The 14,126-nt window shown below is 70.4% G+C and carries 11 protein-coding genes and 1 pseudogene; 2 read left to right on the top strand and 10 right to left on the bottom strand.

Going from position 1 to position 14,126, the window contains the following annotated elements; all coding sequences use genetic code 11:
- From Q0R63_RS01050 to Q0R63_RS01040, 3 genes are all read right to left on the bottom strand, one after another.
- A partial coding sequence (locus Q0R63_RS01050; RefSeq protein WP_295692710.1) for an AAA family ATPase occupies positions 1-884 on the bottom strand: 884 nt, incomplete at its 3' end.
- Between the two features lie 31 nt (positions 885-915).
- Entirely contained in the window at positions 916-1,668 is a 753-nt protein-coding gene (locus Q0R63_RS01045; protein WP_295692707.1) for an RcpC/CpaB family pilus assembly protein, read from the bottom strand.
- A gap of 177 nt (positions 1,669-1,845) precedes the next feature.
- Positions 1,846-2,016, bottom strand: coding sequence for a Flp family type IVb pilin (locus tag Q0R63_RS01040; RefSeq protein ID WP_295692704.1), 171 nt, complete (start codon positions 2,014-2,016; stop codon positions 1,846-1,848).
- 214 nt (positions 2,017-2,230) lie between these two features.
- On the opposite strand from Q0R63_RS01040, the gene Q0R63_RS01035 reads away from it, so the two are divergent.
- Positions 2,231-3,703 carry a hypothetical protein gene (locus Q0R63_RS01035; protein WP_295692703.1) on the top strand — a complete coding sequence of 491 codons (1,473 nt, stop codon included), beginning with the start codon at positions 2,231-2,233 and terminating at the stop codon, positions 3,701-3,703.
- 10 nt (positions 3,704-3,713) lie between these two features.
- Entirely contained in the window at positions 3,714-5,225 is a 1,512-nt protein-coding gene (locus tag Q0R63_RS01030; RefSeq protein WP_295692701.1) for a hypothetical protein, read from the top strand.
- Between the two features lie 57 nt (positions 5,226-5,282).
- On the opposite strand, the gene Q0R63_RS01025 is transcribed toward Q0R63_RS01030, so the two are convergent.
- The 7 genes and pseudogenes from Q0R63_RS01025 to Q0R63_RS00995 all read right to left on the bottom strand — a co-directional run.
- Complete coding sequence (locus tag Q0R63_RS01025) at positions 5,283-7,124, bottom strand: LpqB family beta-propeller domain-containing protein (protein WP_295692699.1); 1,842 nt, start codon at positions 7,122-7,124, stop codon at positions 5,283-5,285.
- On the bottom strand, positions 7,121-8,797 hold the full coding sequence (gene mtrB / locus Q0R63_RS01020) for an MtrAB system histidine kinase MtrB (protein ID WP_295692696.1): 1,677 nt from the start codon (positions 8,795-8,797) through the stop codon (positions 7,121-7,123). Before mtrB ends, Q0R63_RS01025 begins: the two co-directional genes overlap by 4 nt.
- Before the next feature lie 125 nt (positions 8,798-8,922).
- Positions 8,923-9,600 (bottom strand): MtrAB system response regulator MtrA, encoded by a 678-nt coding sequence (gene mtrA, locus Q0R63_RS01015; protein WP_295692693.1) that lies wholly within the window; start codon positions 9,598-9,600, stop codon positions 8,923-8,925.
- Between the two features lie 71 nt (positions 9,601-9,671).
- Positions 9,672-11,231: a pilus assembly protein TadG-related protein gene (locus Q0R63_RS01010; protein ID WP_295692690.1), complete on the bottom strand. Its 1,560-nt coding sequence runs from the start codon at positions 11,229-11,231 to the stop codon at positions 9,672-9,674.
- A 50-nt stretch (positions 11,232-11,281) separates the two neighbouring features.
- Positions 11,282-11,866, bottom strand: coding sequence for a TadE family protein (locus Q0R63_RS01005; protein WP_295692688.1), 585 nt, complete (start codon positions 11,864-11,866; stop codon positions 11,282-11,284).
- A 262-nt stretch (positions 11,867-12,128) separates the two neighbouring features.
- Positions 12,129-13,373: a glycosyltransferase 87 family protein gene (locus tag Q0R63_RS01000; RefSeq protein ID WP_295692685.1), complete on the bottom strand. Its 1,245-nt coding sequence runs from the start codon at positions 13,371-13,373 to the stop codon at positions 12,129-12,131.
- Between the two features lie 44 nt (positions 13,374-13,417).
- Positions 13,418-14,126, bottom strand: a pseudogene (locus tag Q0R63_RS00995) (hypothetical protein); the annotation flags it as partial.

Here is a 14,126-nt window from a genome sequence, read left to right as displayed (position 1 = left end):
CTGCCGAGCACGTCGAGGGTGTCGAGGGTGAGCCGGAGGTTCTTCAGGGCCGGCACGTCCAGCGTAGCGATGAGGACGAGCGAGGTGCTGAGGTCGAAGCTCGCGAAGACGTGGTCGGTGAAGGCGGGTGGGGTGTCGACGACGACGAAGTCGTAGAACCGGCGGGCCACACGCAGCACCTCGGTCACGGTGCTGCCGGGGATGCTGTCGGCACCACCCGGGGTGGGCGGAGCCGCCAGCACGTCGAGACCGCTCTCGTGATGGGTGACGAGGGACCGCAGGCCCTGCTCGTCGAGGTGGCCCGACATCGCGACCGCGTCACCGATGCTCTGGGCCGGCAGGAGCTGGAGGCTGATCCCCACGTCTCCGAACGCGAGGTCGAGGTCGACGACCAGGGTCTTGTGCCCGAGCGACGCGAGATAGGCGCCGATGTTGGTGGAGAAGGTCGTCTTGCCGACACCACCCTTGGCCGAGAAGACGGTCACGATGCGGCCGTTGACCTCGCCGCTGGCGCCGCCGGTGTGCCCGTGCAGGCGGTCCGAGAGCTCACGGCTGCGGCGACAGGCGTCGGCGAGCTGGGTCAGCTCGTCGGCGCCGACGACCTCCCGGGCACCGGCCCGCAGGGCCTGGCCGAGGACGACCATGTCGAGACGGGTGCGCAGCAGGATGACACCGACCTCGGGCTGCTCGACACGGACGGTCTCGATGAGGCCGCAGGCGGCGTCCAGGTCGATGCCGGGGCCGATCACGACCAGCTGTTCGGCCGGATCGCCGGCCAGGGTCCGCAATGCACTGGGGGAGTTCTCGACCGTGGTGATCTCGGTGCCGATGGCGAAGGCATAGCGCTCGGCGGAGCGGGGCTGGGTGTCCCAGAGGATGGTCATCGGAGGGGCCCTAACGTGGCGAAGAGGGAGCTTACTTGGCGAAGAGGGAGCTGTCGGAGACCGTCGCGGCCGGGTCGACCTTGGCGTCGGTGCCCCGCAGGCCGGCATACAGGCGACCCGTCTGGATTCCGTGCACGAGGCGCGTCGCGTCCTCCGGGGGGACAGCCACCGTGACGAGCACGCTGGTGGAGCTCGTGGAGGCAGCGGAGGTGCCACCGCCGGCGCCCGCCGCCACGGGGGTCAACGAGGTGTCACCGACGGCGATGACGAGCACGTCCTGGAGGAGGATCTGCGTCTCCGCCGTCGTGGCGCCCCCGGCCGCGACGACGTCGTGGGTGTCGTAGATGACGATGTGGGAGCCGGGAGTCATGAACGAGCCGAGCTTGGCCGGGTCGCTCAGCTGGGCCGAGACGGCAACCTTGCCGGTGGGCACCTCGATGGCCTTGCTCCCCGACGCGACGGCGCCGAAGCGGGCGGCGAGGACGAACTCACCGGCCGGGATGTCGGTGGTGGCGACGAGGTCCTTGTTGGCCGGACTCACGTCGGTGAGGGCACCGACCGGCTTGGACTCCGCCGGGACGTTGGTGCGCGACAGGAGCCCCTGCGTCACGGCGGCATTGAGCGCGGTGCCGGCCGGGACGAGCTTCTGGGAGACGTACACGGCCTGGGGCTGGACGCCGGCGACGGCTCGGCTGTTGGCCCCCTGCGCGTAGAGCACGACAGCGCCGACCCCGAGGAGCGCGACCGCAGCGGCGAGAACGAGCGCAATGACGCGTGCCTTCATGGAGGGGAAGCCTGTCCGGTGGGGGGAGGGGTGCTGGAGGGGGCAGGAGACGGGACGGATGGTGACGAGCGGAGGACGGAACGACGGATCCGGCTCTCGTGAGCCACCGGACCCCTACCGCGTGGCGACCGAACGATCGCCACGCGGAAGGTGCTCCCGATCGCCCGGGTGCGAGGATCAGACCTTGGTGGAGATGTTGACGAAGAGCGCGTTGAGATTGGTACCGAGGATGAGGACGGTGCCGACGATGACGACGGCGATGAGGCCGACCATGAGGCCGTACTCGACGGCGGTGGCGCCACGGTCACGGTTGATGGCGGTCTGGAGACGAGCGAGAGCCTTGAGCATGAGGGTGCCTTTCGGTGCAAGGTGGAAGGTGTCGAGGTGAAAGCCGCAGGTCCGGGCGACCTCGCGTCGAGATGAAGTCTCTCGGTCCCCATAACGCCCCACATCAGGCGAAAACGCATGGGTCGATGGCCTTTCGGCTGTCCTTCACGGCCGAACGGACGATCCTTCTCGCCGGCTCTGGAACGACGCCCGTCGGACCGACAGACTCACAGCCATGTCCCCACCCAGCGTGTCGCCGCGCGCGCGTGCTGCGCTGCCCGCCGTCGGCCTCACCGTCGCGGCGCTCGCCGTCGTCACGCAGCTGGGGGTGCGACAGGTCAGTGATCCCAGCCCGTGGCTGCACCTGAGGGTCGGTGGGCTCCTCGCGTCGGGTGGCCGGTTCGGACTCCCGGACCCGTTCTCCCCCAGCGCGGCTCGCGTCTACGTGCCCACCCAGTGGTTGCCGTCGGTGCTGGGCTACGAGCTGTTCGAGTGGCTCGGTGTGCCGGCCCTGGCCTGGATGCGGGCCCTGAGCATCATCGCCCTCTTCGTGACCCTCGTCCTCGTCTCGCGTCGTCGGCTCCCGGCCTGGCCGGCGCTGACGGTCTCCGCGGTGGTCACGGTGATCTGCCTGCCGACGATGACGGAGCGCCCGCAGGCCCTGGGCATGGTGCTCCTCGCCCTGACCGTCCTCGGCTGGTGGGGCAGCCTCGAGGACGGGCGGCCCCGGTGGTGGCTGGTCCCCCTGGCCTGGGTCTTCGCCTCGAGCCACGGCCTGTGGTCGATCGGTCTGTCGTTCGGAGCGGTGGTGTGTCTGGGACGGCTGCTGGACAGCGCCCCGGTCCGGAGGACCGCCCGGCTGGCGGTGGTCCTCGGTGCCCAGCTCGCCGTGACGGCCGCCACCCCACTCGGTCCGGCCCTCCTGGTCACGCCCTTCACCGTCGGGAGCAACGGTCGGCAGTTCGTCGAGGAGTGGCAGCCCGGCACGATCGGATCGTCCACTGTCGTGGGCGTCCTCACGCTCGTCGTGGTGACCGCCGGCGTCACGCTGGTCCGAGGGGACCGGCTGGCCCGGTCCCGGCTCCTGGTCGTCGTGGTGTCGCTCGTCCTCACGTTCGCGGCGATCCGCACCGGAGCCCCAGCCGCCGTCATCCTCACGCCGGTCCTCGTCGAGACGCTCGCCAGGATCGGCGTCCCCGCGGCGCAGCCCGACGTGCAACAGCAATCGGGGCAACAGCAATCGGTGCAACAGCCATCGGTGCACCCCGCGGCAAAGCCGGCGATCCTCCCCCTCGGCGTCCTGCTCACCGTCGCCGCCGTCGCGGCGGCAGCAGCTCTGCCGCTGTCGTTCCTGCGCTCCGAGCGGCCGCTCGGGGTTCCCACCGCCATGACCGCCCAGCTCGACCGGCTCCCATCTGGCACAACGGTGCTCAGTCAGACCGACGTCAGCGGCTGGCTCCTCTGGGCTGCCCCCAACGTCGCGCCCGTCGTCGATCTCCGGGCCGAGTCCTACACGCCGGACCAGATGCACGCCTACCTGCAGACCTACCAGGCGCGAGCAGGATGGCAGGGCCTCATCGACTCGTCCGGAACGCGGTACGCGTTGGTCGAGGACACCTCCGCACTTCTGGGCGCCCTCGAGAGCGAGCGGCACTGGACGGTCCTCGGTCGGGACTCGGGCTACACCCTCGTCGGGGCGCCCACATGAGGGCAGCGACATGAGCACCACGCTCAACCCCCCGCCGGGCGTCGCCGACGAGGAGAGAGATGACGAGGAGAGCCCCGGCGCGACGCTGACCACGTCCACCGGTCTGTCGCCGGCCGCGGCACCGAGCCGCGCCCAGATCTGGCTCGTGGGCATCCCGGTCCTCATCGGCGTCATCACCATCGCCGTTCGTCCGATCACCGATCCGGACACGTGGTGGAACCTCCGCGCTGGCCAGTGGCTGCGCCAGACGTGGCAGTTCGCCGGCCCCGACCCGTTCTCGACCTTCTCCACCCGAGATTTCGTGCTCACGGAATGGGTGGGGGACGTGGTCGCCTCGATCGGCTACGACCTCGTCGGTCCGGGCGCCGTCGTCTTCCTGCGCGCCGTCTCGGTCATCGTCCTCACCGCCCTGTTCCTCGCCTCGGCACGGCGCGAGGCCGATCTCGTCCTCGCCGTCATGGCGACGTTCTTCGGCCTGTCCACGGCCCCCGCCCTCGGTGAACGCCCGCTGGCGGCCGGGGCGGTGTTCACCATGGTGGCCGTGATCCTGTGGCGGCGGGCGGCCGCCGATCTCCGGCCCTCATGGTGGCTCGTCCCGTTGTCCTGGGTCTGGGCCTCGACGCACGGCTCCTGGTCCATCGGCCCCGTCATCGGGTTGGCCACCTTCCTGGGTCTCCTGGGCGACCGTCGGATGGACCGCCGGACGGGGGTGCGCTTCATCGGCGTCGTCGTGGCCAGCGTCATCGTCGCGGGCCTCACCCCGGTCGGACTCCGCCTGCTCGTCCTCCCGCTGACGATCCGCTCCGCGGCGAGCGGCCTGGTTGCCGAGTGGACTTTCGTCGACCTCACGAACCCCATCGCGCTGATCGTGGTCGGGGCCGGCGTCCTCCTCGTTCTCGGATGGCTGCGTCGGGGGTCCGCCCCGTCGTGGTGGAAGGTGGCTCACTGCGCTCTCGCGCTCGCGTTCGCGATCAGCTACAACCGAATGATCCCGATCGCGGCGTGCCTCCTGGTCCCCCTGGTGGCCGAAGGTCTCCAGACGATGCGTCGTCGCCCGGTCAGCACGACGAGCACGACGAGCACGACCACCAACCTCCGAGAAGGCCGACACCTCGCCGTCGGCGCCGGGATCGCCCTGGTGCTGGCCGCCGCGCTGTGTGTCCCTGTATCGCACCTCGACCGCATCCCGGGTGCCGCGTTCGAACCCCGGCTAGACGCGATGCCGAGCGGGACCGTCCTCTTCGACTGGTACGACCTGTCCAGTCGGCTCGTGTTCGCGGAGCCGCAGCTCCACCTGGTGATCGACACCCGGATCGAGGTCTATGACGCGGCATACGTCGCGGGGTATGCCTCCGCCGTCCGGGCTCAGCCGGGCTGGGAGGCGTTCGTCGACCGCACGGGGGCCACGCGCGCGCTCCTCCCGGCGGAGGCGCCCTTGACGGCCGCCCTGCAGGAGCAGAGGGGATGGCTGCCCCTGCAGCGGTCCGGGGGCTACGTCCTGCTCGCGGCGCCTGTCCGCTGACCCGCCTGAGGGCAGCCATCCGATGAGGGCGTCCGGTGCCGGCAGTCGCAGGTCGGTTCAGCTGGCCGCGATGATGATGCTGCGCACGCCGGGGATGGTGATCCACGTGGTGCCCACCCGCAGCTGCGCACCGTCGCCCGCCATGACGATGAGACCACCGGGGTTGCCCCGGCTCGTGATGCCGGTCGCACCGGGGACCGGGCGGACGAGGAGCTGGTCGAGGGTCAGCTGGCCCATCCGTCGCAGGCCGACGCCCTGTCCGATCGGGACGATGAAGGGCCGGACGACATCCGTGGGGAGGTCCCGTCCGAGCACGGCCAGGGTCATCGTGTCGATCCAGGTGAGGTCGACGAGGCCGACGAGCGGTTGCCCCTGCTGGTAGGGACTCGCCAGCGAGACGGGCTCGCCGCCCTGGTTGCGCTGGATGCCGGCGACGTCGAGCCGGTCGTCGCCCCCCGCCGCCGCTCGGGACAGCACGGCGAGGCGGGTGCCGTCGGGCGACGGGGCGACCTGGACGATGGTGCGGCCCGTGAGCCATGCGGCGGTCACCGGCATCGGACCCGTGTTGCTGGTGGTCGAGGCGTCGAGCCACCAGACCGCCGAGACCCTGTCCGACCGACCGGCGATCCACAAGCGTCCCTGGGTGTCGTAGCCGGGGTTGGTGAGCGCGGTGCCGAACGACGGGACGGTGAGGATCTTGCCGTCCCGCCAGCGGACGAGCTCCGCGCGGCTCTTGGCCACGCCCGCGACGTCGTGCCCGTCCGGGGACAGGGCGAGGTCCACGTAGTCCGCCGGGATGGGGAGCATGCCGACGTTGCCGGGTAGCGGGCTCCCCACGAGCGTTCCCGAGTCCGTCCCGGGGATCATCTGGGGGTTGATCAGCTCGACACCCTGGGCCGTGCGCATCATCCCGCCCGTGCGCGGCGGCGCGTCGTCCTGCGTGTAGCCGAGGTCGGCGAGGGAGCTGATCGCGTCGGGCAGGCCGGGCACCGCGATGATCCCGATCCCCTGGACCGCCAACGTCACCGACGTCACCTGGGGAAGGTTGCCGTTGCCCAGGGTCGCGACGAACTGCGCCCACATCCCCCGTCGCCGCTCGGGCTCGAGCGTCTGGGCCCCGTTACTGAGCGTGACCGTCGCCACGCCGACGCTGCTCACGTCGACCGCGTCGATCGCGAGCCTCGTGGACGGCGGGATGTCGGTCGCGACCACCCCCTCGAGGTAGTCGGGGACGTCACTGAGCTGCGCCCGGGCCACGGCGGTGACAACGCGCGACCCCGAGGGCAACCACCGCACGTCCGACACGAGACGCCGGGTCTTCGGCACGACGTAGTGGATCGGGTAGTAGCTGAAGGCGCGGCTGAAGTCGTCGGTGTTGATCCAGAGGCCGAAACCCTGTGCGGGGAGGTCGATCCGCCACTCGCCGTCGATCCGCTCCATCGAGAAGACGACCGACTGCTTCGTCCCCGGCGCGAGCTCGGTGTATCGCCCGGCGGCGTCGATGGTCGCCACCGCGCTCACCGTCAGCCGCACCTGGTCGGCCGGGAGGTGCTCGATGGCCATGGCCGTCGGTTCGTCGTAGACCGTCACGGCCGAGGTCGGCTTCCACCGGTCGACCGACGCCGGGGCGAGGAACGCGCGCCCCACCACCTGGTTGTTCTGGTCGGTCTCCTGGAACGACGCCCCGGACCGGACGAAGTCGCGGGCGATGACGTCCTGGGAGGCACCCTTCGAGGGGCCGTTGACGACGACACGGGTCCGCTGGTCCACCTGCTCGTTGACCTTGCGGCCGGGCTGGACGTCGCTGGACCGGGGCAGCCCGAGACACCCGCTCAGGGCCAGGACCGCACCGAGCAGGGCTGCCCACAGTGCCACCGCGCGTGGTCGGCGGGCGATCACGACTGACCTCCGGAACCCCGCGTCCCGGCGGTCTGGGCGCCGGGATCGGGGGGGAGGCCCACCGGCAGACCACCGTGGGTGAGGCTGCCGGCCGGTGCGACCGGTGGCGGCGTGCTGCTCGGGCTCGACGGCACGAGCGGGTTGAGGGGCAGCGGGGACCGTTCGAGGGGCTCGCGCGGGACCTTCGGCAGGGTCAGGCGGAAGCAGGATCCGGTGCCCGGTGTGCCCCATGCCTGCAGCCACCCGTCGTGGAGACGGGCGTCCTCGAGGGAGATCGCCAGGCCGAGCCCGGTCCCCCCGGTCGTACGCGCCCGGGCCGGGTCGGCGCGCCAGAAGCGGTTGAAGACCATCGCCGCCTCCCCTGGTCGCAGGCCCAGCCCGTGGTCCCGCACCGAGACGGCGACCGCGGAGTCGTCCTCGCCCACCCGGATCTCGATGGGGCGTCCCTCGCCGTGCTCGATGGCGTTGACGAGGAGGTTGCGGATGATCCGCTCCACCCGCCGCGGGTCGATCTCGGCCTCGCAGGGGTGGTCGGGCTCCTCGATGTCGATTCGCGTGCTCTTGCGCTCGGCGAGGGACGCCGTGGCGTCGACGACCCGGGCCACGCTACGACGCAGGTCCGTCGGCTCGAGGTCGAGCACCGCTGCGCCGGCGTCGAATCGGCTGATCTCGAGCAGGTCGGACAGCAGCGACTCGAACCGGTCGAGCTCGTTGTGGAGCAGCTCCGCGGAGCGGCTCACGGTGGGATCGAAGTCGGCGCGGGAGTCGTGGATCAGGTCGCCGGCCATCCGGATCGTCGTCAGCGGGGTCCGCAGCTCGTGCGAGACGTCGGAGACGAACCGCTGCTGGAACCGCGAGAGGTTCTCCAGCTGGGCGATCTGCTGCTGCAGGCTGGCCGCCATCCCGTTGAAGGCCTGCGCCAGCCGGGCCAGGTCGTCCTCCCCCCTGACCGTCATCCGGTCGTTGAGGGCGCCGGACGCGAACCGCTCGGCCACCTCGGCCGCCCGCCGCACGGGCGCGACGACGAGCCGCGTGACGACGTAGGAGATCCCGACGATGAGGAACATCAGCACGATGCCCCCGACGAGGAAGGTGCGTCCGACGAGGCTGAGGGTGTCGCGTTCACGGGTCATGGGGTAGATGAAGTAGAGGCCGTAGGGACCTGCGCCGGAGACGGTGATCTGCTGCCCGATCACCCAGGCGGGCGTGACGTCGGTGTCGTTGGACAGCCGCAGCGTGATGATCTGGGTCTGCTGCGTGGCGGGGCTCCCGGCCACCTTCTGCTGCAGCTCGGCCGGGATCGAGACGAGCCCGACCTCGTCGCCGGAGACGATCGGGGGCAGGATCGCGTCCGTGACGGTGTTGTTGTCGCTGCGGGCCAGCACGACGTAGCGCGAGCCCTCGGTGCCCGCGATGCTCTGCACGGTGTTCTTGGCGGCGATGACGAGGCCGTCGGTCGTGTCCCGCTGGTCGTTGGACCCCCCGAGCTGCAGCTGCGCCTTCGCGGCGAGCTGGATGACCTCGGCGGAGGCCCCGATCCGGCGCTCCTCCACGAGGCCGTCGGCCACCCGCTGGTAGAGGTAGGAGCCCACGCCGGCGAGGACCAGCGTCCCGAGCACCATCGTCAGCGCCACGACGCGGAACTGGAGCGAGCGACGCCACAGAGACACCACGCCGACCAGGCTGCGCACGCCCACGTGGACCGACGCAGAGGCGAGGCCACGCCGGGCGCGCGGCCCGGCGTCCGACCCGATCGCCCCGGAGGGCGCCGGACGCGGAGCGGTCGTCCCGGACACCGTCAGGCCGGACCCGCCTTGTAACCGACCCCGCGCACGGTGACGACGATCTCGGGGTGCTCGGGATCGTGCTCGATCTTGCTCCGCAGCCGCTGGACGTGGACGTTGACGAGTCGCGTGTCCCCGGCGTGGCGGTAGCCCCACACCTGCTCGAGCAGGACCTCCCGGGTGAAGACCTGCCACGGCTTGCGCGCCAGCGCCACGAGCAGGTCGAACTCGAGCGGCGTGAGGGAGAGCGGGCGGCTGTCGCGCTTCACCGAGTGGCCGGCGACGTCGATGTTGAGGTCACCGATGTCGAGCTTCTCGGGTTCCGGCTCGTCCCCACGACGCAGCCGGGCGCGCACCCGGGCGATGAGCTCCTGGGGCTTGAAGGGCTTGACGACGTAGTCGTCGGCCCCGGACTCGAGCCCGACGACGACGTCCACGGTGTCGGTGCGGGCGGTGAGCATGACGATCGGCACGCCGGACTCCGCCCGGATGCGGCGGCATACCTCCATGCCATCCAGGCCGGGGAGCATGACGTCGAGCAGCACGAGGTCGGGCCGGGACTCGCGGAACGCCCCCATGGCGGACGAGCCGTCGGCGACGTGCGTCACCTCCAGCCCCTCCTGACGCAGGACGATGCTCAGCATCTCCGCCAGGGCGAGGTCGTCATCGACGACGAGTACGCGACCCTTCACGACCGGCCTTTCCAGATCCGTGGGCACTGACCCGACGATCATCACACACGGGCGCCACTGCGCGATGAGGGCTACTGGACGAGTCGGACGGGATCTCCCTCGAGGCTGGCGGTCCACGAGGTGGTGTCGCTGGGTTGGCTGCCCACTCCGTAGGAGTAGTTGAGCTTGTACCAGCAGGCGGTCGGGTCGGAGTCGGTGCACGTGTAGGTGCTGGGGACGGGCACGGAGATGCTCTGCCACTTGCCGTTGAAGATCGCGCTCGCGACGATCGAGCAACCGACGAGGACGGGCCCCGGGGCAGGACCGATTCCCGTGCAGCCGCTGGGGGTGCTCCCGTCGGGAGCGCGGACGGTGACGACGCCCGCGACGTTGGAGTCACCGATGTCGAACAGCCGGACGGTGAGCACGTGGCCGGCGGCGGAGCTCGGGATGCGCGCGAGGTAGAAGGTCGTGGAGGCACCCGGGAGGTTGGCGTAGATCCCCATGCGCTGGTTGCCGGAGATCGAGATCGAGGCGTTGTCGGCGGCGTTGAGGCCGGAGTAGGCGCGGAGGCTGAAACGGTTGTGTCCCTCGGCGCGGTCGAAGCCGAGTCCGTTGGTCTTGACCTGGATGTAGTAGGTCCCTGCGGGGGTCGTCCCGAGGATCTTGCAGAGCGGTACCCACTTGCGGAAGACGCTCTTGAGCGCCTGCTTCACCGGGTCGCCGGTCGCCCAGGTGGAGTTCTGGATGTTGGCCAGGCTCTGGTTGTAGCCGGGGAAGTCCGTCGTGCAACCACCGATCGCCGGATAGCTGCTGGGGTCCCATGGAGTGGACAGCGCGTTCGCCTGACGGACGGCGAACTCGGTCTGCACGTTCCCGACGTTCGAGCCGGCGGGAGAGTCGTAGGCGACGTCGCCGGTGCAGTAGGGGCTGGCCGAGCCGGGCTCGTACAGGGTCCCGACAGGACCGTTCAGGCCGCTGGCGGGGCCGCAGACGTCTCCGACGGCGACGAACGCCGGGTCGAACGCCTCGACCGTGAAGTTGGCGATCGGTTTGGCGAGGGTGACGGTGTAGAAGTAGCCGTTCGGGGAGTAGTCGGTGTTCGTCGCCCCCGTGCACCCGTCGGCGCCGTTGCACACGCCGTCCTGGAACGCGTCGCCAAAGCTCTTGAGCGAGGCCAGGCTGCCGACGTTGGCCCAGAAGTTGCCGGTACTGGGACAGTTGGCGCTGGCGACATGATCGGTGGACGGGTCGTTGCCGAACTCGTTGCACGGGCTCCCCATCGCCACGGGCCCGGCATAGTCGGCCACCGCGGTCCGCGTCACCGCGGTGGTGGGGACCCCGAGGAGCGCCCCGAACCAGTTGTCGACCTGCGAGGTGACCGTCACCTTGAGCCGGGTCGGCTTGTCGGCCACGACGGCTTGGACGCTGACCGCGGGCGCACTGGCGAAGCCGTTCTGCCGCGAGAAGCTCTGCGCGACGGCCGCCGCCGTGACGGGGTCCGCCGGCAGGTTGACGACGCCGGCCAGCGCCGCGGCGTCGGCTGCCCGCTGCTCCTGCTCGCCGACGACGTACCAGTGGCCGACGTCGATGGTGAAGGCGCAGATGCTGAGGAACACGATCATCAACATCGCGGTCAGGATGGCGATCACGCCGCTGTCCCGACGACGACGGCTCCGGGCCAGCAGCCGGCGGAGCCGCCTCACTTGCAGCCGCTCGTCGTCGGCATGGGCTCGAGGGACATGACCGTGTGCTCCTTGAGCACGATGGGCGAGGTGAAGATCGCGTTCGTGATCCACTGGTGCTTGAGTTCCATGTAGATCCCGATGGTGTCGTGAGCCGGGTCGCCGGGGCAGGCGTTCTGCTGCAGAGCCGTCCACCCGGTGTAGGCCGCCGGGAGGATGAACTTCTTGTTCACGTTGTCCCAGGTGAACTTCACGCAGGTGGTGCAGCTGGTGAACGAGCTGCTGCCGCCGACGGGGTTGCCGTTGCTGTCGGCTTGGTAGACCCACATGGCCTGCAGCCCGGACATGTCGATGCCGGTCGACCCGTTCTGGACCTGGAGGGCCGCGTCCTGGGCGAAGGTGCTGACCCGCGGCTCGGCCGAGGCGATGCGGGCGCCGGCCCGGACGGCGGACACGACGCCCAGCCAGTCCTTGAAGAGGAGCCCGAACTCGAAGATCGCGAAGAAGATCACGAGGATGACCGGGAGCACCAGGGCCGCTTCGACCGCGGCGGCACCGCGGCTGCGGTCGCCGAGCGGGCGGGCCCGTCTGAGGTGGTACATCCGTGCTCCGTTCGGAATATCGATGACGCGGACCGGGCCGGGGGCAGGCCGGGGAGAGGGATCGCGTGGGTGGTTCGTGTCGAATGTACGGATGCCCGGAGCCGGGTGACGGACTTCGCGGGGGATGTGGACGTTCGGACGACCCAGGTCTGTCCGAGCGGTTGACGAAGGTCGGCCGACGGCCGGATCATCCTCGAGACTGCGGCGCGACAACCGAGTCAAGAAATCCGACGAAAACATCGCATGGGGACCCCTGATGTGTTCATAATGAGAGGGCGATGGCGTCCTTCACCCCCTGGGAGGACGCCATTCGCTTGCCCGGGATCTGTGAACCCCGCCCGGGGATCGGTGCACGATCACTGCGTCGGGGTTTCCTCCGGCTCCAGAGGGTCAGCACGACCATTCCCGCGATCGGATAGCACCCGCTGACGAGGACCTGCCACCACGAGTAGTGGAGCTCGCGCAGGTCGCGCACCGGCATCAGCCAGAACGGTCCGATGAGGAACGGCAGTCCCAGGACCCAGAGGGTGACCCACTCACGATCGGCCGCGAGCACGAGCGCGACGGGCGCGAACCAGATCCAGTGATGACTCCATGACACCGGTGACGCGAGCAGGCCCCCGAGAGCGAGCGCGAGCACCGCCCCGAGGTCATCGCCGCGGGCTAGTGCCCGACGCGCCGCGAGCACCCCCATCCCGACCCCGACCAGGCACCCGATCACCGTCAGCGTGAGCGGGAGCGAAGCAGCGTGGAAGATCCGGTCGAGGAAGGCCGTCAGCGACTGGTTGTCGCTCGCGAACGGGCGCCCCGGACCGAACCGCCCCAGCGCGAGGAACCCGCCGCTCCAGTACCTCCAGGTGGCGCCCGGGTCGAACGCCGCACCGACACCCACCGAGACAAGGAGCCCCAGCAGAGACCGGCCGACCGACCTCCAGTCCCGCTTGAGGACGAAGTAGAGGACGAACACCGCCGGTATCAGCTTGATCCCCGCTGCCAGGCCGACGAGGTATCCCTGACGCCCCCTGCTGACGAGCAGGAGGTCGACCAGCACCATCGCCATCAGGATCGTGTTGACCTGGCCGAGGACCAGCCCCTGGGAGAACGGCTCGGACCACGCCACGGCCGCAGACACGGCTATCGAGACGGGCAGGCGCAGCCCGGCGCGCCGGCCCACCACCACCATCGCGACAGCGAAGCCGGTCAGCGAGACACCGGTGAAGCCCCACCGGGCCACGGCCTCGGGAAGCCCGGACAAGGGGGTGAAGATCGCCGCGCCGAACGGCGGATAGGTGAAGTACAACCCGTGGACCGACACGGCATACAGGTCCTCGCCGCGCAGCAGCGCCAGCGCCCCGCGCTGGTAGACGTCCAGATCGACCCAGTGGGCGCTCGGCGAAGCCACCACGGCCGACCACCTGAAGACGGCCAGGAGGAGAGCGGCCATCGTGACCGCCGTCGTCGCCAGGGGCCAGCGCCGTGGCGGATGCACCGTCATGCGGTGCGTCATGCGGTGCGTCATGCGGGTCCTCATGCGGGTCGTCATGCGGGTCCTCATGCCGGCCGCCCCAGGCTCGGCGTCCGTGACAGGCTGACGTCGTCCGGAACCGTTCGCGGGTCGCCCGTGGGCGTCGCCCCGCTCCACCGACGTTGGGCTGGTCCCTCGACGACGCGCCAGAGGAGCCAGGCCACCGGTAGCGCGGCTATTCCTCCGACGAGTCGGGGAAGAGGGACGCCCAGGACGTGCATCAGCTCCATGAGGGGCAGATTCACGAGGTAGATGCCGTAGGAGACCCGCCCGACGGCCACGAGGGGGGACCAGCTGAGAAGTCGTGCGAGCCAGGTATGCGGGAGGCGGATGACGCGACACAGGAGCAGGCCGACGAGACCGGCGGTGACGGAGACCTGGAGCAGTCCACGTCGGGCCAGCAGCATCGTCACGACGATGGTGAGGAGAGCGACGAGCAGCGAGGTCCAGGACCCCGTGACGCCGAGACGCCGAGACGCTGTCTCGAGCGACGGACTCGCGACCGTGCGGGCCCACATGGCGACCTCCGCGCCGACGGCCAGGCTACCCACCCACGTCGTCGGGAGGAAGTAGAGATTAAGGGCTGTGTGCACCTGAAGGGCTGCCATCAGCACCAGGCACGGGACGGACAGCCGGACGACCACCCAGACGAGTGCACGCAGCCTCGACGCGTCCGCCCGGGACAGGACGACCGCGACGACGACCGGCCACACGAGGTAGAAGTGCTCCTCGACG

The sequence above is a fragment of the Lapillicoccus sp. genome (assembly GCF_025353065.1).
In the GTDB taxonomy this organism is placed as follows: Bacteria; Actinomycetota; Actinomycetes; order Actinomycetales; family Dermatophilaceae; genus Lapillicoccus.
Note: the sequence above shows the minus strand (reverse complement) of the source record. Positions and strands in the feature narration are given on the sequence as shown.